13 protein-coding genes are annotated in these 19,811 nt (G+C 73.7%); 8 read left to right on the top strand and 5 right to left on the bottom strand.

The window, feature by feature from the left end; all coding sequences use genetic code 11:
* Positions 1 to 7 precede the first annotated feature (7 nt).
* The gene (locus J8403_RS11765) at positions 8 to 406 is read right to left on the bottom strand and encodes a PPOX class F420-dependent oxidoreductase (RefSeq protein ID WP_211123148.1); all 399 of its coding nucleotides are present in this window, start codon (positions 404 to 406) and stop codon (positions 8 to 10) included.
* A 175-nt stretch (positions 407 to 581) separates the two neighbouring features.
* Here J8403_RS11765 and J8403_RS11760 point away from each other — a divergent pair, with 175 nt between their 5' ends.
* The 3 genes from J8403_RS11760 (at position 582) to J8403_RS11750 (ending at position 6,379) form a co-directional block, all read left to right on the top strand.
* Complete coding sequence (locus J8403_RS11760; RefSeq protein WP_211128201.1) at positions 582 to 2,030, top strand: dihydrolipoyl dehydrogenase family protein; 1,449 nt, start codon at positions 582 to 584, stop codon at positions 2,028 to 2,030.
* 1,229 nt (positions 2,031 to 3,259) lie between these two features.
* Positions 3,260 to 4,549 (top strand): protein phosphatase 2C domain-containing protein, encoded by a 1,290-nt coding sequence (locus J8403_RS11755; RefSeq protein WP_211123147.1) that lies wholly within the window; start codon positions 3,260 to 3,262, stop codon positions 4,547 to 4,549.
* Positions 4,550 to 4,636: 87 nt separating this feature from the next.
* Positions 4,637 to 6,379 (top strand): pyruvate dehydrogenase, encoded by a 1,743-nt coding sequence (locus tag J8403_RS11750; RefSeq protein WP_211123146.1) that lies wholly within the window; start codon positions 4,637 to 4,639, stop codon positions 6,377 to 6,379.
* 88 nt (positions 6,380 to 6,467) lie between these two features.
* Here J8403_RS11750 and J8403_RS11745 read toward each other — a convergent pair whose 3' ends face one another.
* Positions 6,468 to 9,626 (bottom strand): alpha-mannosidase, encoded by a 3,159-nt coding sequence (locus J8403_RS11745; RefSeq protein ID WP_211123145.1) that lies wholly within the window; start codon positions 9,624 to 9,626, stop codon positions 6,468 to 6,470.
* Positions 9,627 to 9,876: 250 nt separating this feature from the next.
* Between J8403_RS11745 and J8403_RS11740 the strand changes: the two genes are divergently transcribed.
* Positions 9,877 to 10,293, top strand: coding sequence for an ATP-binding protein (locus J8403_RS11740; protein WP_211123144.1), 417 nt, complete (start codon positions 9,877 to 9,879; stop codon positions 10,291 to 10,293).
* Between the two features lie 140 nt (positions 10,294 to 10,433).
* On the opposite strand, the gene J8403_RS11735 is transcribed toward J8403_RS11740, so the two are convergent.
* Complete coding sequence (locus J8403_RS11735) at positions 10,434 to 11,594, bottom strand: DUF2637 domain-containing protein (protein ID WP_211123143.1); 1,161 nt, start codon at positions 11,592 to 11,594, stop codon at positions 10,434 to 10,436.
* Positions 11,595 to 11,967: 373 nt separating this feature from the next.
* On the opposite strand from J8403_RS11735, the gene J8403_RS11730 reads away from it, so the two are divergent.
* Positions 11,968 to 12,630 carry a GntR family transcriptional regulator gene (locus J8403_RS11730; protein WP_246586323.1) on the top strand — a complete coding sequence of 221 codons (663 nt, stop codon included), beginning with the start codon at positions 11,968 to 11,970 and terminating at the stop codon, positions 12,628 to 12,630.
* Positions 12,631 to 12,886: 256 nt separating this feature from the next.
* On the opposite strand, the gene J8403_RS11725 is transcribed toward J8403_RS11730, so the two are convergent.
* On the bottom strand, positions 12,887 to 13,768 hold the full coding sequence (locus J8403_RS11725; protein ID WP_211123141.1) for a hypothetical protein: 882 nt from the start codon (positions 13,766 to 13,768) through the stop codon (positions 12,887 to 12,889).
* Positions 13,769 to 13,912: 144 nt separating this feature from the next.
* Positions 13,913 to 15,673: a PucR family transcriptional regulator ligand-binding domain-containing protein gene (locus tag J8403_RS11720; protein ID WP_211123140.1), complete on the bottom strand. Its 1,761-nt coding sequence runs from the start codon at positions 15,671 to 15,673 to the stop codon at positions 13,913 to 13,915.
* Positions 15,674 to 15,907: 234 nt separating this feature from the next.
* On the opposite strand from J8403_RS11720, the gene J8403_RS11715 reads away from it, so the two are divergent.
* From J8403_RS11715 to pucD, 3 genes are read left to right on the top strand one after another with little or no spacing between them, the layout of a single operon-like run.
* Positions 15,908 to 16,798, top strand: coding sequence for an FAD binding domain-containing protein (locus tag J8403_RS11715; RefSeq protein WP_211123139.1), 891 nt, complete (start codon positions 15,908 to 15,910; stop codon positions 16,796 to 16,798).
* Positions 16,789 to 17,364 carry a (2Fe-2S)-binding protein gene (locus J8403_RS11710; protein ID WP_211123138.1) on the top strand — a complete coding sequence of 192 codons (576 nt, stop codon included), beginning with the start codon at positions 16,789 to 16,791 and terminating at the stop codon, positions 17,362 to 17,364. The genes J8403_RS11715 and J8403_RS11710 overlap by 10 nt, the downstream gene beginning before the upstream one ends.
* Before the next feature lie 2 nt (positions 17,365 to 17,366).
* The gene (gene pucD, locus J8403_RS11705; RefSeq protein WP_211123137.1) at positions 17,367 to 19,763 is read left to right on the top strand and encodes a xanthine dehydrogenase subunit D; all 2,397 of its coding nucleotides are present in this window, start codon (positions 17,367 to 17,369) and stop codon (positions 19,761 to 19,763) included.
* Positions 19,764 to 19,811 lie beyond the last annotated feature (48 nt).

Genomic DNA, 19,811 nt, shown 5'->3' with positions numbered 1-19,811 from the left:
CGTGGGGTCAGCTCACGGCCCGGCTCGTGGCTCCGGGCACGTCCTCCAGGCCCCAGCTGTACACCCAGCGCGGATGGATCCGGATGACCTCGTCGCTCAAATGGGCGCCGAGGTCATGCGGCCCGATGCGCCGCTCCGCCTCCCCGCGGATCTCCACCCCGCACACCATCCACGGCCGCTCGCTCACCAGGCTGTCGACGACCAGCGCCACCTTCGGATGCGTCCCGGTGTTGCGCCACTTCTTCGTCCTGCCCATGGCCAGGCCGCCGATGTCGACCGTGCCGTCCTCGTTGAGGAAGAACGCCACCGGGTTCGCCTGCGGCTGGCCGTCCGCGTCCACGGTGGCCAGCCGGCCGATCCGCTGCGATCTGAGGTAGCCGGCCTCGGGTTCCGTGAAAACAGTCATGTGATCACTGTCGCGCGCACCGGCGCACGGCCGCGACCGGTACGCATGAGCCGCCGGACCCGCGTCACCTGCGCCAAGACGGCTCGACCGAAACACCGATTCGGGTGGCTCCGCGCGGTAACTCGACGCCACGATGACCCTGAGACGGTGAAACGGAACGAGAGAGCGAGTGGCGATGAACCAGGGCAGGGACGAGTACGACGTCATCGTGCTGGGCGCGGGCCCGGTCGGCGAGAACGTGGCCGACCGGACCCGCGCGGCCGGGCTCTCCACGGCGATCGTGGAGCGTGAGCTGGTCGGCGGTGAGTGTTCGTACTGGGCCTGCGTCCCCAGCAAGGCGCTGCTGCGCCCGGTGCTCGCCCGGTCCGAGGCCCGCCAGGTGCCGGGGCTGCGGCAGTTGGTCGGCGGAGCGCTGTCGGCGGCCGATGTCTTCGCCCACCGCGACAAGCAGGTCGGCAACTGGAAGGACGACGGTGCGCTCCCCTGGCTGGAGTCGGCCGGTATCGACTTGGTGCGCGGCCACGGGCGGCTGGTCGGGCCGCAGCGGGTCGCGGTGACGCCGCTCGATGGATCCGCCGACGAGCGGATCCTCACCGCCCGGCACGCCGTGGCCGTCTGCACCGGAACCCGGGCCTCGCTGCCCGACCTGCCCGGGATCGCCGACATCCACCCCTGGACCAGCCGCGAGGCCACCAGCTCCTCCACGGTGCCGGAACGGCTGATCATCGTGGGCGGCGGTGTGGTGGCCTGCGAGATGGCCACGGCCTGGAACGGCCTCGGCTCGCGCGTCACCATGCTGGTGCGCGGCTCCGGGCTGCTGGAGCGGATCGAACCGTTCGCGGGCGAGCTGGTGGCCGAGACGCTGAGGGAGGCCGGGGCCGAGGTCCGCACCGGCACGTCGGTGAAGAGTCTCGCCCGGCCGGGCGGGGCGGACGGACCGGTCACGGTGACCCTGGAGAGCGGGGAACGGCTCGAGGCGGACGAGGTGCTGTTCGCCACCGGGCGCACCCCGCACACCGATGACCTGGGCCTGGAGACGGTGGGCCTGGAATCGGGCGGCTGGCTGACGGTCGACGAGACCTGCCGGGTGCGGGACGTACCGGGCGGCTGGCTGTACGGGGTGGGCGACGTCAACCACCGGGCGCTCCTCACCCACCAGGGCAAATACCAGGCGCGGATCGCGGGCGCGGCCATCGGGGCACGCGCGCGGGGCGTCGCGCGGCTGGACACGGGCCGCTGGGGCGAATACGCGGCCACCGCGGACGAAGCGGCCGTACCGCAGGTCGTCTTCACCGACCCGGAGGTCGCCGCGGTCGGGCTGACCGCGGAGCAGGCTGAGGCCGAGGGCCGCAGCATCCGCGTCGTCGACGTCGACATGGGCCAGGTCGAGGGCGCGGCGCTGTACGCGGACGGCTACCGCGGCCAGGCCCGTATGGTCGTCGACCTGGACCGGGGTCATCCGATCGGCGTCACCTTCGTGGGTCCCGGCGTCAGCGAACTGCTCCACTCGGCGACGATCGCCATCGTGGGCGAGGTCCCCATCGAGCGGCTGTGGCATGCGGTGCCGTCGTTCCCCACGATCAGCGAGGTCTGGCTGCGGCTTCTGGAGGCGTACCGGGGCTGAGGGGGTGTGGCGTGCGGGCGGGGGGCCGAGGATCTGTCTTTTCCGGGCTCCGCCCTGGCCCCTCGGGGGCGCGTCCCGGGGGACTTGAGGGGGTCTTGGGCGGGCCTCGCGCCGGTCATCGCGTGGTGTTCCCGTGGAGCCTCCCTGTGGACAATGTGGGGATGAGCCAGCAGGGCGACCGACGCCGTCATGAGGACGACTGGTGGGGCGAGTTGTACGACCCACGGCGTGCCGACGCGGGGCCCGCCGCGGCCTCGGACTCCGTGGACGACCGGTTCGATTCGGCCTCCCGCACGCTCGCCGGCGACAGGGACGCCGGAAACCAGAGACCGGCCGCGGGCGCCCCCTGGGGCCCGCGGACGGGGGAACCGGGCGACGCCGCCCCGGGCCCTGACGCCGACACGGGAGGTGGCCCGCAGGGGTGGCGATCTCCCGCCGACGAGAGGCCCGGTGCCGCATCGCCTTTCCGGGGAGGGGCGGGGCCCGGCGCCGCGCGAGGGGGCGATGCGGGTTCCGGCGCAGCCTCGCCCTCGCAGGGCGACGAGGGTTCCGACGCAGCGACGCAGAGCGGTGCCGCGGGTTCCGGTGCCGCGCCGGGACGTACGGGCTCGGGTGCAGGTGCCGCTTGGGGCGGCGCGGGCTCGGGTGCCGCGCGGGGCGACGAGGGCTCTGGCGCCGGATCGCCTTCCCAGGGCGGTGCGGGGTCCGGCGCAACACAGGGTGGCAACGCGGGTTCAGGGGGCGTACCGGGACGTACGGGCTCGGGTGCCGCTTGGGGCGACGAGGGCTCGGGTGCCGCGCGGGGCGACGAGGGCTCTGGCGCCGGATCGCCTTTCCAGGGCGGTGCGGGGTCCGGCGCAACACAGGGTGGCAACGCGGGTTCAGGGGGCGTACCGGGACGTACGGGCTCGGGTGCCGCTTGGGGCGGCGCGGGCTCGGGTGCGGCGCGGGGCGACGAGGGCCCCGGCGCCGCATGGCCCTCCCGGGGCCGCACGGGAGCCGGTGGCCCACAGGGTGACGCGGATTCAGGGGACGCACCCACCGGTTCAGGGGACGGACCCGGACGCGCGGGTTCGGGGGATGGGCCTGGACGCGCGGGCCCGGGGGAGGCGTCCGGGCGCTTCGGCTCCGGAGGCGTACCCGGCCGCGCGGGTTCAGGGGATGGACCCGGACGCTCCGGCTCGGGGAGTGCACCTGGGCGCTTCGGTCCGGGAGGCGTACCCGACCGCATGGGTTCGGGGGATGGGCCTGGACGCGCGGGCCCGGGGGAGGCGCCCGGGCGCTCCGGCCCGGGAGGCGTACCCGACCGCACGGGTTCAGGGGACGCCCCCGGACGCTCCGGCCCGGGGAGTGCGTCCCGGCGCTCCGGCCCGGGAGGCGCGCCCGGGCGTGCGGGGGCTTCGGTCCCGCCGCCTCCGCCGCCCCCGCCCCCGCCACGTGACGCCCGGCCGCCCGCTCCGCCCCGGCCCGCCACCCCGCGCCCCGACCCCTCCCGGCCCTGGCGGGCCGCCGCGGCGTCGTACGTCGGCGACGAGCCGCCCACGTACGAGGCCGAGCCGACCACGCTTCCCGTCGTCGACCCCGAGGAGCTGCGGGACCTGGTCCCCGACACCGTGCTGGAGGGCGCCCGTTACGGCACGCTGACGCTCCGGGCGGCCTCGCTGCGCGGCGACTCGGCCCGCTATCGAGGCGAGCCGCGGCGGGACGCGCTGCTCGCGGTGCGGTTCGGGATCGGGGACAGCGCGCTCGTCCTGGTGGCCGTGGCGAGTGGGCAGCCCGCGGCCCCGGGGGCGCACCGGGTGGCGCGCGAGCTGTGCGAGTGGATCGCCGCGGCGGTCGGCCGCAATCAGGCCCGGCTGACGGAGGACATCCACACCGCCAACCGCGGCGCGCTCAGCTCCGGGCTGCACCGGCTCACCGACCGTGCCTACGGGCGGCTGCGCGCCGGTGCGACCGTACGCGGCCTCGCCCCCGCCGACCACACCGCGTCGGTCCGCTGTCTGTTGCTCCCGGCGCATCCGGCCTGCCGTACCCGGGTGTTCTTCGGCGTCGGCGACGGCGGGCTGTTCCGGCTGCGGGACGGCGTCTGGCAGGACCTGGAACCCGCCGGGGGCGAGCGGGACACCGTGGGCGGCCCCGTCCTCGGCTACGGCGGCGGCCGCCCACCCGCCCAGCAACCATCGCAACCATCTCAACCACCACAACCGCCCCGCCCGCCGTATGCGCCGGCCGACCCCTCATCCGCCGCACCCACCGCGCCCGACCCCGGCTCCGATCCCGCCCCCGCCCACGGACCCTTCCGTTTCCGCGCCTCCGTAGCCCGACCGGGCGACACCCTTTTGCTGTGCAGCGCGGGCCTCGCCGAACCCCTGCGCGGCGAGGCCGCCCTCGCCGATCGCTTGGCCGAACGCTGGGACACGGCCGAGGCGCCGGGCCTCGCCGCGTTCCTCGCCGACGCCCAGACGGGGGTAAAGGGATACGCCGACGACCGTACGGCGGCCGCCGTCTGGGAGGCGTAAGCGCGCCGTCCATGGGTTGATGGACGAAAGGTGACGGACAGCGTCACCGATCCCGCCGACCCGGGACGAAAGGGATGAGGGCGCGCGATGGCCAAGCAGACCGTGGCGGAGCAATACGTGGACATCCTGGTGCGCGCCGGCGTGCGGCGGATGTACGGGGTGGTCGGCGACAGCCTCAACCCCGTCGTGGACGCGATCCGCCGCAACGCCGCGATCGACTGGATCCAGGTGCGGCACGAGGAGACCGCGGCCTTCGCCGCCGGTGCCGAGGCGCAGCTCACCGGGTCCCTCGCCGCCTGTGCGGGCTCCTGCGGCCCCGGGCATGTCCATCTGCTCAACGGGCTCTACGACGCCCATCGCTCGATGGCGCCGGTCATCGCCCTCGCCTCGCACATCCCCAGCAGCGAGATCGGCACCAGCTACTTCCAGGAGACCCATCCCGAGCGGCTGTTCCAGGAGTGCAGCGACTACTGCGAGATGATCTCCAACCCCCAGCAGATGCCGCGTGTGCTGCAGACCGCCGTCCAGCACGCGATCGGCCGCAGCGGGGTCAGCGTGGTCGCCCTCCCGGGCGACATCGCCGCCCGCCCGGCGCCCGAGCGCGCCGAGGAGCACGCGCTGGTGACCTCCCGGCCCACCGTGCGCCCGGGCGACGCGGAGATCGACCGGCTCGCCCGTATGGTCAACGAGGCCGAGCGGGTCACGCTCTTCTGCGGCCGGGGTTGCGCCGGGGCGCACGACGAGGTGATGGCCTTCGCCGAACTGGTGAAGGCGCCGGTGGGGCACGCCCTGCGCGGCAAGGAGTGGATCCAGTACGACAACCCGTACGACGTCGGCATGAGCGGTCTGCTCGGCTACGGCGCGGCGTACGAGGCCACCCACGAATGCGATCTGCTGATCCTGCTGGGCACCGACTTCCCGTACGGCGCCTTCCTGCCCGACGATGTGCGGACCGTGCAGGTGGACGTCCGCGCCGAGCATCTGGGCCGCCGCTCCAAGCTGGACCTGGCCGTGTGGGGCGACGTCCGCGAGACGCTGGGCTGTCTGACGCCGAAGGTGCGCCCCAAGTCCGACCGCCGCTTCCTCGACCGGATGCTGAAGAAGCACGCCGACGCGCTGGAGGGCGTGGTCAAGGCGTACACCCGCCGGGTCGACAAGCACATCCCGATCCACCCGGAGTACGTGGCCTCGGTGCTGGACGAGGAGGCCGCCGATGACGCGATCTTCACCGTGGACACCGGGATGTGCAATGTGTGGGCCGCGCGCTATCTGTCCCCCAACGGCCGCCGCCGGATGATCGGCTCCTTCACCCACGGCTCGATGGCCAACGCGCTGCCGCAGGCGATCGGCGCCCAGTTCCTGGACCGCCGCCGCCAGGTGGTCTCGATGTCCGGCGACGGCGGATTCACCATGCTGATGGGCGACTTCCTCACCCTCGTCCAGTACGACCTGCCGGTGAAGGTGGTCCTCTTCAACAACTCCGCACTGAGCATGGTCGAGTTGGAGATGCTGGTCTCGGGCCTGCCCGCGCACGGCACCGGCTACCACAACCCCGACTTCGCCCAGATCGCCCGCGCCGCCGGGGCGTACGGCGAGCGGGTGGAGAAGCCCAAGCACCTGCGTACCGCGCTGCGCGCAGCGCTGCGCCACAAGGGGCCCGCGCTCCTGGACGTCGTCACGGATCCCAACGCGCTGTCCATCCCGCCCAAGATCAAGGCGGAGATGGTGACCGGCTTCGCGCTCTCGGCCAGCAAGATGGTGCTGGAAGGGGGCGTCGGCAGGATGGTCCAGATGGCCCGCTCGAACCTCCGCAACGTGCCGCGCCCCTGATCGGCTTGAGCCTCCGAGGAGGCCGGGGCCGGGCGGGCGGTCAGCCGCTCACTGACCGCCGCCCGGCCCCGGCCCCGGCGTCAGCCCCTCATCGCACCGGCCGCAGCCGCAGCGTGAGGATCTGGTGCGGGCGCAGGGCCAGGGTCAGCCCGCCCGGACCCGTGGCCGCCTCGTGCAGCGGTCGCTCCAGCAGATCCGTCACATCCGCCCCGAGCACCGGGAACCCGGTGACCAGCGTGCCCGCCGCCCGGCCGCCGTGGGACTCGTACAGCCGGACCACCACATCGCCGCTGCGGTCCTCGGCGAGCTTGACCGACTCGACCGTGATCGCGGGGTTGTCCACCGACACCAGCGGCGCCCGCTCGGCCGGTCCGGCGGGCAGGGCGCGCAGCGGCAGGTTGAGGGCGAGCCCCTCGGCCACCGCCTCGGCGACACCCGCGCCCGGCAGCAGGGCGTAGCGGAAGCGGTGGACGCCCAGGTCGGTCTCCGGGTCGGGGCTGTGCGGGGCGCGCAGCAGGGTGAGCCGCACGGTGGTGCCCAGCACCTCGCCCTCGTCCGTGTCGTGCGCCGTACGGGTCACATCGTGGCCGTACGTCGAGTCGTTGAGCACCGCCGCCCCGTAGCCGGGCTCGGCGACCCGCAGCCAGCGGTGCGCGCAGATCTCGAACCGGGCCGCGTCCCAGCTGGTGTTGGTGTGGGTGGCGCGGTCCACATGGCCGAACTGGATCTCCGCGGTGGACACCTGGGCGTGGATGTCCAGCGGGAAGGCGGCCTTGAGGACCTTCTCGGACTCCTGCCAGTCCACCTCCGTGGCGATGTCCAGGCGCCGGTCGCCCGCGGCCAGCGTCAGTTCCTGGGTGATGCGCGAGGCGCCGAAGGACCGTATGACCCGGACCGTGGCGCGCAGCGGACCGGACTCGATCAGCTCGACGGACTCGGCGCCGGTCAGATCGGTGTGGCTGCGGCGGTAGTGCCGGTCGATGTCCCAGGCGTCCCAGTGGTTGGGGTGGTCGGGGTGGAGCTGGAGGAGGTTGCCGCGGGCGCCGGGGGCCAGCACCTCACGGCTCGCGTCCAGGTCCAGCACCGAGGTGAGCAGCCCCTCGGCGTCGATGGTCACCCGCAGCCGGTCGTTGTCGAGGACGATGGACTGACCGTCGCTCAGCGCGGTCACCGGCGGTGCCCCATGGGGTGCGCCGCTGGCGGCGGCAGGCGCCTGCGGGGCCGCGCCCAAGGGCGCCGCGCCCAGCCCGGCGACCCGTACCGCGACCGCCGTACGGCCGTCGCCCAGCGGCTGGACCGGTGCCCCGGACGGCAGGGCGGCCGCCGTCCGCGCGTCCAGGACGGCGATCTCCTCGCGCTCGTACGGCGAGGCGTTGAGCACGGCGGGCGCGTCGCCGCCCAGCGCCGCCACCGCCGCCGCGACGATCCCCTCCAGCTCGGCGCGCGCCCGCTCATAGCTGTCCCGCGCCTCGCGGTGCACCCAGGCGATCGACGAGCCGGGCAGGATGTCGTGGAACTGGTGCAGCAGCACCGTCTTCCAGATCCGGTCCAGGTCGTCGTACGGATAGGCGTAGTTGGGCGCGTGCAGCGCGGCGGCCGTGGCCCACAGCTCGGCCTCCCGCAGCAGATGCTCACTGCGCCGGTTGCCCTGTTTGGTCTTGGCCTGGGTGGTGTACGTGGCCCGGTGCAGCTCCAGATACAGCTCGCCCGACCACACCGGCGCCTTGGCCCCGTACTCCCGCTCGGCCTCGGTGAAGAACGCCGAAGGTGGCTGGATCTCGACGGTCGGCGAGCCCTCCAGGGAGGCGAGCCGCCGCGCCTTCTCCATCATCTCGCGGGTCGGGCCGCCACCGCCGTCGCCGTAGCCGAAGGGCACCAGCGAGCGGGTCGCCAGCCCCTTGTCGGCGAAGTTCCGCTCGGCGTGGGCGAGTTCGGAGGCGCTGAACTGGGCGTTGTAGGTGTCCACCGGCGGGAAGTGGGTGAAGACCCGGGTGCCGTCGATGCCCTCCCACCAGAAGGTGTGGTGCGGCATCTTGTTGACCTGGTTCCACGACAGCTTCTGGGTGAGGAACCACTTCACCCCCGCCAGCTTGGCGAGCTGCGGGAAGGCGGCCGTATAGCCGAAGGAGTCCGGCAGCCAGATCTCCTCGGTGTCCACCCCCAGCTCCTCCAGGAAGAACCGCTTGCCGTGCACGATCTGCCGGGCCAGCGCCTCGCCACCGGGCATATTGGCGTCCGACTCGACCCACATCGAGCCCACCGGCGCCCAGGTGCCGTCCGCCACCGCCTTCTTGATCCGCTCCCAGATATGCGGCTGGTGCTCCTTGACCCAGGCGTACTGCTGGGCCTGTGAACAGGCGAAGACCAGCTCCGGGTACTCGCCCGCGAGCGCGGTGACATTGGCGAAGGTGCGGGACGCCTTGCGCACCGTCTCGCGCAGCGGCCACAGCCACGCCGAGTCGATATGGGCGTGCCCGGCCGCCGAGACCCGGTGCGCGCTGGAGTGCGCGGGACGGCCGAGCGCGTCGGTCAGCTCGGCGCGGGCGGCGGCCGCGGTGCCGGGGACGTCGTGCAGATCGAGCGCGTCCAGCGCGTTCTCCAGGGCGCGCAGGATCTCATGGCGGCGCGGCCGGTCCGCCGGCAGCTCGCGCATCAGCTCCGAGAGCACCTCGATGTCCAGGATCAGATGCCAGACGGTCTCGTCGAGGACGGCGAGCTCCGCCGAGGCGAAGCGGTACAGCGGCTCGTCCCCGGCGGTCAGCACATCGCCGAGCCGGGTCGGGACGAAGCCGTCGCGCAGCACGGACGGGTTGGCGGCCGCCTCCAGCAGCAGCCGTACGGGCTCGCCGCCGGCCGCGGGGGCCGCGACCGGGATATGGCGGTTGCGCGGATGGATGCCCTTGATCGGCACGCCCTCCGCGTCGTACACCAGCCCCTCGGCCTGGAACCCCGGGGCGTCGTCGGTGAAGCCCGGGTCGATGACGGCCTCCACCCGCCGCCCCGCCCACTCCTGGGGCACGCTGCCCTCCAGCCGGAACCACCAGGTCGACCACGGACTGCCCCAGTCCGTGCCGGTGGTGAACGGCTCGTAGGTGCCGGCCAGCGCCTCCGCGACCGGCACCGGCTCACCGGGGGTGCGCCACGCGGAGAGAGTCAGCGGCACCCGGGCCGTGTACTGGGCGGGCCTGATGAACTGGCGCAGCGCGCGGTCCAGGCGGCCCTCCACCAATGGTCGGTCGTCGTGCATCACGGCTCCTCGGCTCGAGCTCGGTGGATCACTCAGCGGATCACTCCCAGCATTTCCCTCGGTGTGTGGATGGCAACACCCGGGCATGCATTTCCATGAGCGCGTTCGACGACATTCGACGCTGGCCGCCGCCTCGGGGCGGCCGGGGCGGGGGAGGATGAAGCGTCAGCCCGTACGGCCGGGCCGGATGCCCGGGCACGGTCGGCCGGATGCGAGGCCGAAGGCCGCGGAGGCCGCGGAGGCTGTTCCGGTGGAGCGTGGCCCGGTCCTGACCAGACGATTGGCGCACGACGATCTCGCGGTGGTGGCGCAGGTCCGCGCGGAGCTGCGCGAGATGCTGCGGCACTGGGGCGGGCCCGGCCGGGCCGATCTCGCCGAGCTGCTCACCAGCGAGCTGGTGACCAACGCGCTGGTGCACACCGGCCGTGGCGCACAGATCACGGCCTCGCTGGGGGACGGACCGGGCGCGCGCGTCACCGGACGATTACGGGTGGAGGTGCGGGATTTCGTGTCCCGGCACCCGACGCTGCGCGACCGGCCCGCGGAGGACAGCACATCCGGGCGCGGACTGCTGCTGGTGCATACGCTCGCGGACGCCTGGGGCGTGCGGGCGCACGGGGTGGGCAAGGTCTTGTGGTTCGAACTCGAAGCGGAAGGCGTTCCGTAGCCGCGCCGCACGGTGCGTCGGGCATGCGACGCGTCGGAATGCGGCGCGTCGGGGAGGTGCGACCTGTGGCGCGTCGCGCATGTGGTCACGGAGCCGCCGAGCGGCGGGCGGGGACACGCGTCCCCGCCCCGGCCGCCCGCTCAGCCGAAGGCGCGCTCGATCTGCGCCAGCTTCTCCTCGAGGGAGTCCAGCCGCGGGATGGTGAGCGTGTCGTCCTCGGCCGTGAGGTCGATGGTGTGGGGACGGTCGGCCTCGGAGTCCTTGTCCTTCTCACCGAAGCCGAAGCTGAAATCCCGGTCGCGGTCCCGGTTCCGGTCGCGGTCCAGGTCGCCGAGTCCGGCCTCGGCGCCACCCGCGGACCGCAGGGCGGGCCGGGCGGAGGCGGCGGACAGCTGACCCTGGTCCGGGGCCCCGGCGGTCTCCAGCACCTTGTCGCCTATGGCAGGCTCCGAACTGAGCTGCGCGGGCTGCGCGGTGGCGGCGGTGACCTCCACCTGGCGGCCGCCGCGGCGGCCCCACATCCGGTGCTGCCGGTTGATCGCCCGGATCCGGGCCCGGTCCAGCTTCTCCTGGTCGCGCCGGCGGGCGCGGTTGTTCTCCTTCTCGCGCCGGTCCTCGCGGACCTCCTCGACCGCCTCGTCCAGCGTCCGCACGCCCTCGAGCAGCATCAGCGACCACGCGGCGAAGGTCTCGCGCGGCGCGCGCAGCCAGCGCACGACGCGGATCTGCGGCAGCGGCCGGGGCACCAGGCCCTGCTCGCGCAGCGCCGCCCGGCGGGTCTGCTTCAGGGCCCGGTCGAAGAGGACCGCCGCCGAGAGCGACATGCCCGCGAAGAACTGCGGGGCGCCCGCGTGGCCCATGCCGCGCGGCGCGTGCACCCAGTTGAACCAGGCCGCCGCACCCGCGAACAGCCACACCAGCATGCGCGAGCCGAGCGCCGCGTCACCGTGGCTGGCCTCCCGCACCGCCAGCACCGAGCAGAACATCGCGGCGCCGTCGAGACCGAACGGCACCAGGTACTCCCAGCCGTTGGTCAGCGCCAGGTTCTCCCGGCCGAAGCCCACCAGGCCCTGGAAGGAGAGCGCCGCGGCCACCCCGGCGCAGCAGAACAGCAGGACATAGGCGGCCATCCCGTAGATGGCCTCCTTACGGCGCCGACGCTCTTCGCTGCGCTCCCAGGAGTCGGTGATGACGCTCTCGTCCTTCTTCCGTCGGCCGCGCGCGAGGACAACCGCCGCCCCCACGACGCCGGCGAGCGCCACGACGACTGGCAGAACCAGCGATATGTCGGTCAGTCTCATCCGGTGCCCCTTGATTGGCTTCCATGAAGTTCCGGCCGCAGTGCGGCCCTACCGCGCGCGACATCCTGGCGGAATCCTGCCGGGCCTCGAGCGGTTTTGGGACAAGAGGCCGCCAAGTAGGCGGGGGGACACGCGAATAGGCGCGATGCGATCCGAACACCTGCGCTGTGCAAGCGGCTTGATTCTATTCACGGAACCCGATCGCGGGTAATCCGACCGATCGGCTTGCCGCCAGCGTACTGTCCGTGTACGAGGCGTAACGTTACTGCCACCTTAAATGATGTTTACGGGCTTTGCCCCGGCGCGGCCTCCGCATATCGTTCGATGGGATGTCAGGAGGACCGGAGTGGAGCAGTCCGAAGCACAGGTGGCAATGGAGCCGCCGCCCTCCTGTGGCGCGCCCGCGGCACGGAGGTCTCCGCGCCGCCACTCGGTGCGCGGCCAGATCCTGGACGCCCTGCGGGAGGCGCTGGCCGGCGGTGAGCTGATCCCGGGCGAGGTGTACTCGGCCCCGGTCCTCGCCGAACGCTTCGGCGTCTCTCCCACCCCCGTACGGGAGGCCATGCAGCAGCTCGCGGGCGAGGGCGCCGTCGAGGTGGTGCCCAACCGGGGCTTCCGGGTCTCCCGCCGCAGCGAGCGCGATCTGGCCGAGCTCGCCGAGGTGCGGGCGCTGCTGGAGGTCCCGGTGATGCTGGGCCTGGCCGAGGCGATCGCGCCCGAGCGCTGGGCCGGGCTGCGGCCCTTCGCGGAGGCGACGGCGGCGGCCGCGATGACGGGCGACCGGGCCGCCTACCTGGAGTCGGACCGCACCTTCCACCAGACCGTGCTCGGACTGGCCGGAAACCAGCAGCTCGTGATCGTCGCCGACGACCTGCACCGCCGCGCCCAGTGGCCCCTGGCCTGCGGCCGCGTGACCCGCACCGCCGACCTCGTCGCCGACGCGGAGGAGCACATGGCCCTCCTCGACGCCCTGGCCGCCCGCGACCTCGACACGGTCGAATCCCTCACCCGCGCCCACTTCGCCCCGACGGTCTGAGGGCCGGGGCTGACAGGGGGCGTCCGGCAGGTCTTGGCGCCTGCGGCGGGCTGCTCCCCTCCCTGCCCCTCCCTGCCCCTTCCCGCCCCTTCCCGCCCCTTCCCGCCCCTTCCCGCAACTGGGGCTCCGCCCCAGACCCCGCTCCTCAATCGCCGGAGGGGCTGGAAGGCCAAATGCCGGAGGGGCTGGAAGGCCAAACGCCGGAGGGGCTGGGAGGCGGAGCCGCATGTCGATACGTCCCACACCCCCGGCCGGGTCAGCCGGTGGTGTCCTCGGTGGACAGTTGTTCCGCCAGCCAGACGGGGACGCCGCCCAGGAGGCGGACCAGGCGGGCCGCTTCGGTGCGCAGGCGGGTGGCCTCGTCGGGGTCGGGCTCGACATCGGCCAGGGCGGCCAGGGCCGGGGCGATGCCGACCAGATAGCCCAGCTCCTCACGGATCCGCAGCGATTCGGCGAAGCCGTGGCGCGCTTCGGCCAGATCCCCGTCCGCCTCCGCCATGGCGGCCAGATGGCGCCAGGTGAACGAGCGCAGCAGGGTGTCGCCGTGGGCGGCCGCGCCCGCGTGGGCGCGCTGGAAGGCGGCCAGGGCGCCGGTCGGATTGTGGGCGAGGTGCTGGGAGATCAGCCCGCGCCGGAAGTCCAGCAGCGGCCGGATCGGGGAGCCCGGGGAGAGCAGCGCGGCGGCGCGGCCGAGCGCGGTCCGCGCCTCGTCGGCCCGGTCCCGCACCCCGACCAGCGTGGACGCGTACGCCAGATAGCCCCGTTCGCACGCGGTCGCGCCCCGCTCGGTGTCGGTGAGCGCGAGCGCCTCCGCCGCCCGCAGGGCGTCATCGGCCGCGTCCCAGCCCGCCGAGGTGTACATGCACCGTTCGATCAGGACGGCGCTGCGCTTGAGCGCGGCGGCGGCGTCGTCCACCGCGTGCGGGGTGAGCAGTTCGGCGGCGTCCTTCCAACAGCCGCGCGAACGCAGCCGCCATACCGCCGTGTCGAGTGGGTCGTCCACGAGCGGGTCGAGCCCGCGCCCCGCCTGTACCTCGGAATGAGGATCGGACGATCCAGGTGGTGACATGGCGGTGTCCGCCACATTGCCCTCCCCAAGCGCGCCATCGAGCCGGAAGCTGTGGGCGAATCTCAGCATGAATGCGCGCGCCCGGCCAAGAGGTTGGTGTGAATCAATTCACAAACCCCTGGCAAGAGTGATGCCGCGTCGTCACGCGCCCGGGCGTGTCCCCGGGCGCGTGACAACGCCCCGCCGGGCACCGGCTCATGCGCGGCGCGGGCGTCAGCTCATGCGCAGCGCGAGGAAGAAGTCCAGCTTGTCCTCCAGGCGCGACAGCTCGCGCCCGGTCAGCTGCTCGATCCGGCCGATCCGGTAGCGCAGCGTGTTGACGTGCAGATGCAGCCGGGAGGCGCAGCGCGTCCAGGAGCCGTCGCAGTCCAGGAACGCCTCCAGGGTCGGGATCAGCTCGGCCCGGTGGCGCCGGTCGTACTCGCGCAGCGGGTCCAGCAGCCGGGCGGTGAAGGCGCGCCGCACATCGTCCGGGACGAAGGGGAGCAGCAGTACGTGCGAGGCCAGCTCCTGATGGCCGGCCGCGCAGACCCGCCCGGGGCGTGCGGCGGCGACGCGCCGGGCGTGCCGGGCCTCCTCCAGGGCGCCGCGCAGCCCGTCGGCGGAGTGGACGGCGGCGCTGACGCCGAGGGTCAGCCGGCCGTCGCCGTCCAGACCGCGGGAGAGCGGCTCCCGGACGGCGGTGAGCAGCGCGTCGGCCTGCAGCCCCTCCGTCGCATGGTCGATGCCGCCCTCCGGCGGGCCGTCGGCGAGCGCCGGGAGGGGGACGAGCGCCACCGCCTCGTCGCCGGTGTGGGCCACGGCGATCCGGTCCGAGAGCTCCGGCCCGGGCGCGGCCGGGTCGACCAGGATCTCCTCCAGCAGCGACTGGGCGACCCGGGCGCCGAGGGCGGCCCCGCCGTCCCGCGTGAATGCCTCTCGCGCGGCGCCGTCCCGCACCCCGCCCTCCACGCCGTGCTCCGCCGCCGCGCTGACGCCCCACTCCACCTTGGCCACCACCACCTGCCAGTGCGGCGCGGTGCCGAGCCCCGGCAGCAGCACCGGGGCGGCCACCCGCAGCCGGGCCGCGATCTCGGCGGGCGGCGCGCCCGTCTGGACCAGCTCCAGCACCTCCTGGGCGAGCCTGCGCCGCACGGTGCGCGACGCGTTCCGCCGGTCGCGCTCGACGGCGATCAGCTGGGTGACCCCATAGAGCAGATCCAGCCGTTCCTCCGGCCATTCGTCGGCGTCCGCGCCGACCACCAGCAGCCAGTCGGACAGCACGGTCTCGCGCACCTCCTCGTCCGTCTCCCCGCTGCGGATGGGGAAGAGGGAGTACGTCATGCCGTCCGCGGCGGTCATCCGGTGCGGACCGCGCCGCCCGTCCCGCCGGGCGGCCAGATGCTCGCCCGCCAGCTGGGCGCGGACCGCCGCGGGCGGCTCGGCGGCCGCTCCGGCGGCGGTGGGCCCGGCGATCCGGCGGCCGGTGGGGGAGAGCACCCACGCGGTCAGGTCCAGGTCCGAGCGGAGCAGGTCCAGGGCCACCTCGGGGCCGCCGCCCGCGGGCCCGGACGTCATCAGCCGGCGGTGCCGGTCGACGACCGCCGCCAGATCCCCGGCCCGCTCACCGGAGACCTGGCGCACCACATGCTCGGTGATGGTGGCGAACGCGACGTCCTCGACCACGGAGAACAGCGGCAGCCGATGCCGTCCGCAGGCCAGCACCAGATCCTCGGGCACGGCGCCCAGCTCCGCCTCGCCCGCCGCCAGCCCCGCCACCCCGGCCGCCGCGAGGATGCGGACGAACCGCTCGGAGTCCTCCGGCTCACGCCGCCAGGCGAGCCCGGTCAGCACGAGTTCACCGCCCGAGAGATAGCGGCTGGGGTCGCGCAGATCGGTGGTCATCACGCCGCGCACGGTACGGTCCAGCTCGCCCTCGCCGCCGAGCAGGCGCAGGCCCAGGGTGTCGTTCTCCAGCAGTGCGCGCAGCCGCATGGGATGCCAGCCGATCTTGTTCCGTGTCGCCGGTCGAATACCGCGAGGTTTCCGGCCCCCGCCGTTCGTTCGAATCTACAAGACCCGCCCCCTGGCCAGCCAATTGCTTCATGTCTTCGGTGACTGCACCATGTGGCCCACACCTCGGTCTACTGGCGTTGAGTCGCGTGCAGAGTTCTGGGAGGGGGCTCCCGCCTGCCGACGCCGACGCCGACGATTCGAGAAGAGAGACCCATGGACTTCCTGCGCCCCGCCGGCTGGGAGGAGGCGCTCGCCGCGAAGGCCGAGCACCCCACCGCCGTGCCCATCGCGGGCGGCACCGATGTGATGGTCGAGATCAACTTCGATCACCGGCGGCCCGAGTATCTGCTCGATCTGACCCGCGTCGCCGAACTGGCCGAATGGGAGGCCACCGACCGTACGATCCGGCTGGGCGCGGGCGTCCCGTACACCCGGATCATCGAGGAGCTGCGGACCGAGCTGCCGGGGCTGGCGCTCGCCGCGCACACCGTCGGCTCACCGCAGATCCGCAACCGCGGCACCGTCGGCGGCAACCTCGGCGCCGCCTCGCCCGCCGGGGACGCGCATCCCGCGCTGCTGGCGGCCGGGGCCGAGGTGGAGGCGGCGTCGGTGCGCGGCACCCGGCGCATCCCCGTCGAGGAGTTCTTCACCGGGGTCAAGCGGCATGCCCTGGAGCCCGATGAGCTGATCAGGGCGGTGCACATCCAGAAGGCGGACGGTCCGCAGCAGTTCTCCAAGGTCGGCACCCGGAACGCCATGGTGATCGCGGTCTGCGCCTTCGCCGTCGCGCTCCATCCGCGCACCCGCACCGTGCGCACCGGCATCGGATCGGCCGCGCCCACGCCCGTACGGGCCCATGAGGCCGAGGAGTTCCTGGGCGCGGCGCTGGAAGAGGGCGGCTTCTGGGACAGCGGCGCGGCCCTCGACCCGTCGACCGCCCGGCGGTTCGCCGAGCTGTGCGCCGGGGCGTGCCGCCCGATCGACGACGTACGCGGCAGCGCCGCCTACCGCCGTCACGCGGTGGGGGTCATGGCGCGCCGCACGCTCGGCTGGACCTGGGAGGCGTACCGCGAGGGAGACGGGAGGACCGCACAGTGCGCGTGAACATCACGGTCAACGGACGGCCCTACGAGGCGGATGACGTCTGGGAGGGCGAGTCCCTGCTGTACGTGCTGCGCGAGCGGATGGGGCTTCCCGGTTCGAAGAACGCCTGTGAGCAGGGCGAATGCGGTTCCTGCACGGTGCGCCTCGACGGGGTGCCGGTATGCGCCTGTCTGGTGGCGGCGGGGCAGGCCGAGGGCCGCGAGGTGGTCACCGTCGAGGGACTCGCCGACCACGCCCGGCAGCGCTCCGCGCATGCGGCTGGGGGCGTCCGCCCCGGTGAGCCCGGGGCGGGTCACCCGGGGGCGCCGGAGAGGACCCGCCCCGCGGCGCCCGAGGCCGTCCTGGCCCCGGTCCAGCAGGCGTTCATCGACGCCGGCGCCGTCCAGTGCGGCTTCTGCACCCCCGGACTGCTCGTGGCCGCCGATGAGCTGCTGGAGCGCACCCCCGACCCCTCCGACGCCGATATCCGCGAGGCGCTCTCCGGCAACCTCTGCCGCTGCACCGGCTACGAGAAGATCCTCGACGCGGTCCGGCTCGCGGCCGCCCGCACCGGGAAGGCGGTCTGACCATGGCAGCCGACCGCACCGCCAGTGCCCCCACCGCCCTCAGCCAGGCCACCGGCGCCATCAGGGGCACGATCGGCGAGTCCACTCTGCGCCCCGACGGCACCCTCAAGGTGACCGGCGAGTTCGCCTACTCCTCGGATCTGTGGCACGAGGACATGCTGTGGGGCTTCACCCTGCGCAGCCCGCACGCCCACGCCGCGATCCGGTCCATCGACACCGCCGCGGCGCTCGCCCTGCCCGGGGTGTACGCCGTCATGACCCATGACGACCTGCCCGCCGAGACCCACTACGGCCTGGAGATCCGCGACCAGCCCGTGCTCGCGAAGGACCGGGTCCGCTACCACGGCGAGCCCGTCGCGATCGTCGCCGCCGACCACCCCGAGACCGCCCGCCGCGCCGCCGCCCGGATCGCGGTGGAGTACGAGGAGCTGCCGCTGGTCGTCGACGAGGCGACCGCCACCGCGCCGGGCGCGCCGCTGCTCCACCCCGGCCGCCGGGACCACCACGCCGCCCACGCCCCGCACCCGAACATCGTGCACCGGCAGCCCGTCCTGCGCGGCGACGTCGCGGCCGCCCGGGCCCGCGCCGATGTGGTGGTCCGCCGGGACTACGAGGTGGGCATGCAGGACCAGGCGTTCCTCGGCCCGGAGTCGGGGCTCGCGGTGCCCGCCGAGGACGGCGGGGTGGACCTCTACATCGCCACCCAGTGGCTGCATGTCGACCGCGATCAGCTCGCCCCGGTCCTGGGGCTGCCCGCCGACAAGGTGCGGCTGACGCTGTCGGGGGTGGGCGGGGCGTTCGGCGCGCGCGAGGACCTGTCCATGCAGGCACACGCCTGTCTGCTGGCGCTGCGCACCGGAAAGCCCGTCAAGATCGTCTACAACCGGTACGAATCCTTCTTCGGCCATGTCCACCGCCACCCCGCCAAGCTCACCTACGAACACGGCGCGAGCCGCGACGGCACACTGCTCTACGTCCAGTGCCGCATCGTCCTGGACGGCGGGGCGTACGCCTCCTCCTCCCCGGCGGTCGTCGGCAACGCCGCCTCCCTGGCGATCGGCCCCTACGTCGTCGAGAACGTCGACGTCGAGGCCATCGCGCTGTACTCCAACAACCCGCCCTGCGGTGCGATGCGCGGCTTCGGCGCCGTCCAGGCGTGCTTCGCCTACGAGGCGCAGATGGACGCGGTGGCGGCCGAACTCGGCCTGGACCCGGTGGAGTTCCGGCAGCGCAACGCCATGTCCCAGGGTGCCACCATGCCCACAGGGCAGCTGGTCGACTCCCCGGCCCCGGTCGCCGAGCTGCTGCGCCGGGTCAAGGCGCTGCCGATGCCGCCCGAGCGCGCCTGGGAGGCGGCGGGCGGCCCCGTGGACGTACGGGCCCTGCCGGGCGGGCTGTCCAACACCACCCACGGCGAGTCCGTGGTGCGCGGGGTGGGCTATGCGGTCGGCATCAAGAACGTCGGCTTCTCCGAGGGCTTCGACGACTACTCCACCGCCCGGATCCGGCTGGAAGTGATCGGTGGCGAGCCGGTCGCCCTGGTGCACACCGCGATGGCCGAGGTCGGCCAGGGCGGGGTCACCGTGCACGCCCAGATCGCCCGCACCGAGCTGGGCGTCGACCGGGTCACCATCCACCCGGCCGACACCCGGGTCGGCTCGGCCGGCTCCACCTCCGCCTCCCGCCAGACCTATATGACGGGCGGCGCCGTCAAGCACACCTGCGAGGCGGTCCGCGAGGAGGTGCTGCGGCGCGGCCGCGAGCGGTTCGGAGACTCCCACCCCGCCTGGGCGGAGCCCGCCCGGCTGCGGCTGGCGGACGGCAAGGTGGTCACCGACGGCGGCGAGGTGATCGGCGACCTCGCCGGGATCCTGGGCGATGCGGCGATCGATCTGGAGCGGGAGTTCCGGCACCGGCCGACCGAGCCGTTCGACCTGCGCACCGGCCAGGGCTTCGGCCATGTGCAGTACTCCTTCTGCGCCCATCGCGCGGTCGTCGAGGTCGACACCGAGCTGGGTCTGGTCAAAGTGGTCGAGCTGGCGGCCGCGCAGGACGTGGGCAAGGCGATCAATCCGCTGTCGGTGGTCGGGCAGATCCAGGGCGGTTCGACGCAGGGGCTCGGCCTCGCCGTGATGGAGGAGATCGTCGTCTCGGCGGACGGGGCGCGGGTGCGCAATCCGTCCTTCACGGACTATCTGATCCCCACCATCCTGGACACCCCGGCCATGCCGGTGGACGTGCTGGAGCTGGCCGACGACAACGCCCCGTACGGGCTGCGCGGCGTCGGCGAGGCGCCCACGCTCTCCTCGACCCCGGCCGTCGTCGCCGCCATCCGCGCGGCCACCGGCCTGCCCCTGAAGCGCGTGCCGGTGCGCCCGGAGCACCTGACGGGCACCTGAGGGCAGATATCGGGAGCCGAGTGCGTTGTTCCGGATACCGATGCGCCG

It is taken from the genome of Streptomyces yatensis (assembly GCF_018069625.1).
In the GTDB taxonomy this organism is placed as follows: Bacteria; Actinomycetota; Actinomycetes; order Streptomycetales; family Streptomycetaceae; genus Streptomyces; species Streptomyces yatensis.
This window is presented reverse-complemented; position numbering and strand designations above follow the sequence as displayed.

What these genes read in the sequence shown, in the direction of transcription:
- J8403_RS11765 (WP_211123148.1), bottom strand. Translation starts at nt 406, where the DNA reads ATGACTGTTTTCACGGAACCCGAGGCCGGCTACCTCAGATCGCAGCGG.
- J8403_RS11760 (WP_211128201.1), top strand. Translation starts at nt 582, where the DNA reads ATGAACCAGGGCAGGGACGAGTACGACGTCATCGTGCTGGGCGCGGGC.
- J8403_RS11755 (WP_211123147.1), top strand. Translation starts at nt 3,260, where the DNA reads ATGGGTTCGGGGGATGGGCCTGGACGCGCGGGCCCGGGGGAGGCGCCC.
- J8403_RS11750 (WP_211123146.1), top strand. Translation starts at nt 4,637, where the DNA reads ATGGCCAAGCAGACCGTGGCGGAGCAATACGTGGACATCCTGGTGCGC.
- J8403_RS11745 (WP_211123145.1), bottom strand. Translation starts at nt 9,626, where the DNA reads ATGCACGACGACCGACCATTGGTGGAGGGCCGCCTGGACCGCGCGCTG.
- J8403_RS11735 (WP_211123143.1), bottom strand. Translation starts at nt 11,594, where the DNA reads ATGAGACTGACCGACATATCGCTGGTTCTGCCAGTCGTCGTGGCGCTC.
- J8403_RS11730 (WP_246586323.1), top strand. Translation starts at nt 11,968, where the DNA reads ATGGAGCCGCCGCCCTCCTGTGGCGCGCCCGCGGCACGGAGGTCTCCG.
- J8403_RS11725 (WP_211123141.1), bottom strand. Translation starts at nt 13,768, where the DNA reads ATGCTGAGATTCGCCCACAGCTTCCGGCTCGATGGCGCGCTTGGGGAG.
- J8403_RS11720 (WP_211123140.1), bottom strand. Translation starts at nt 15,673, where the DNA reads ATGCGGCTGCGCGCACTGCTGGAGAACGACACCCTGGGCCTGCGCCTG.
- J8403_RS11715 (WP_211123139.1), top strand. Translation starts at nt 15,908, where the DNA reads ATGGACTTCCTGCGCCCCGCCGGCTGGGAGGAGGCGCTCGCCGCGAAG.
- pucD (WP_211123137.1), top strand. Translation starts at nt 17,367, where the DNA reads ATGGCAGCCGACCGCACCGCCAGTGCCCCCACCGCCCTCAGCCAGGCC.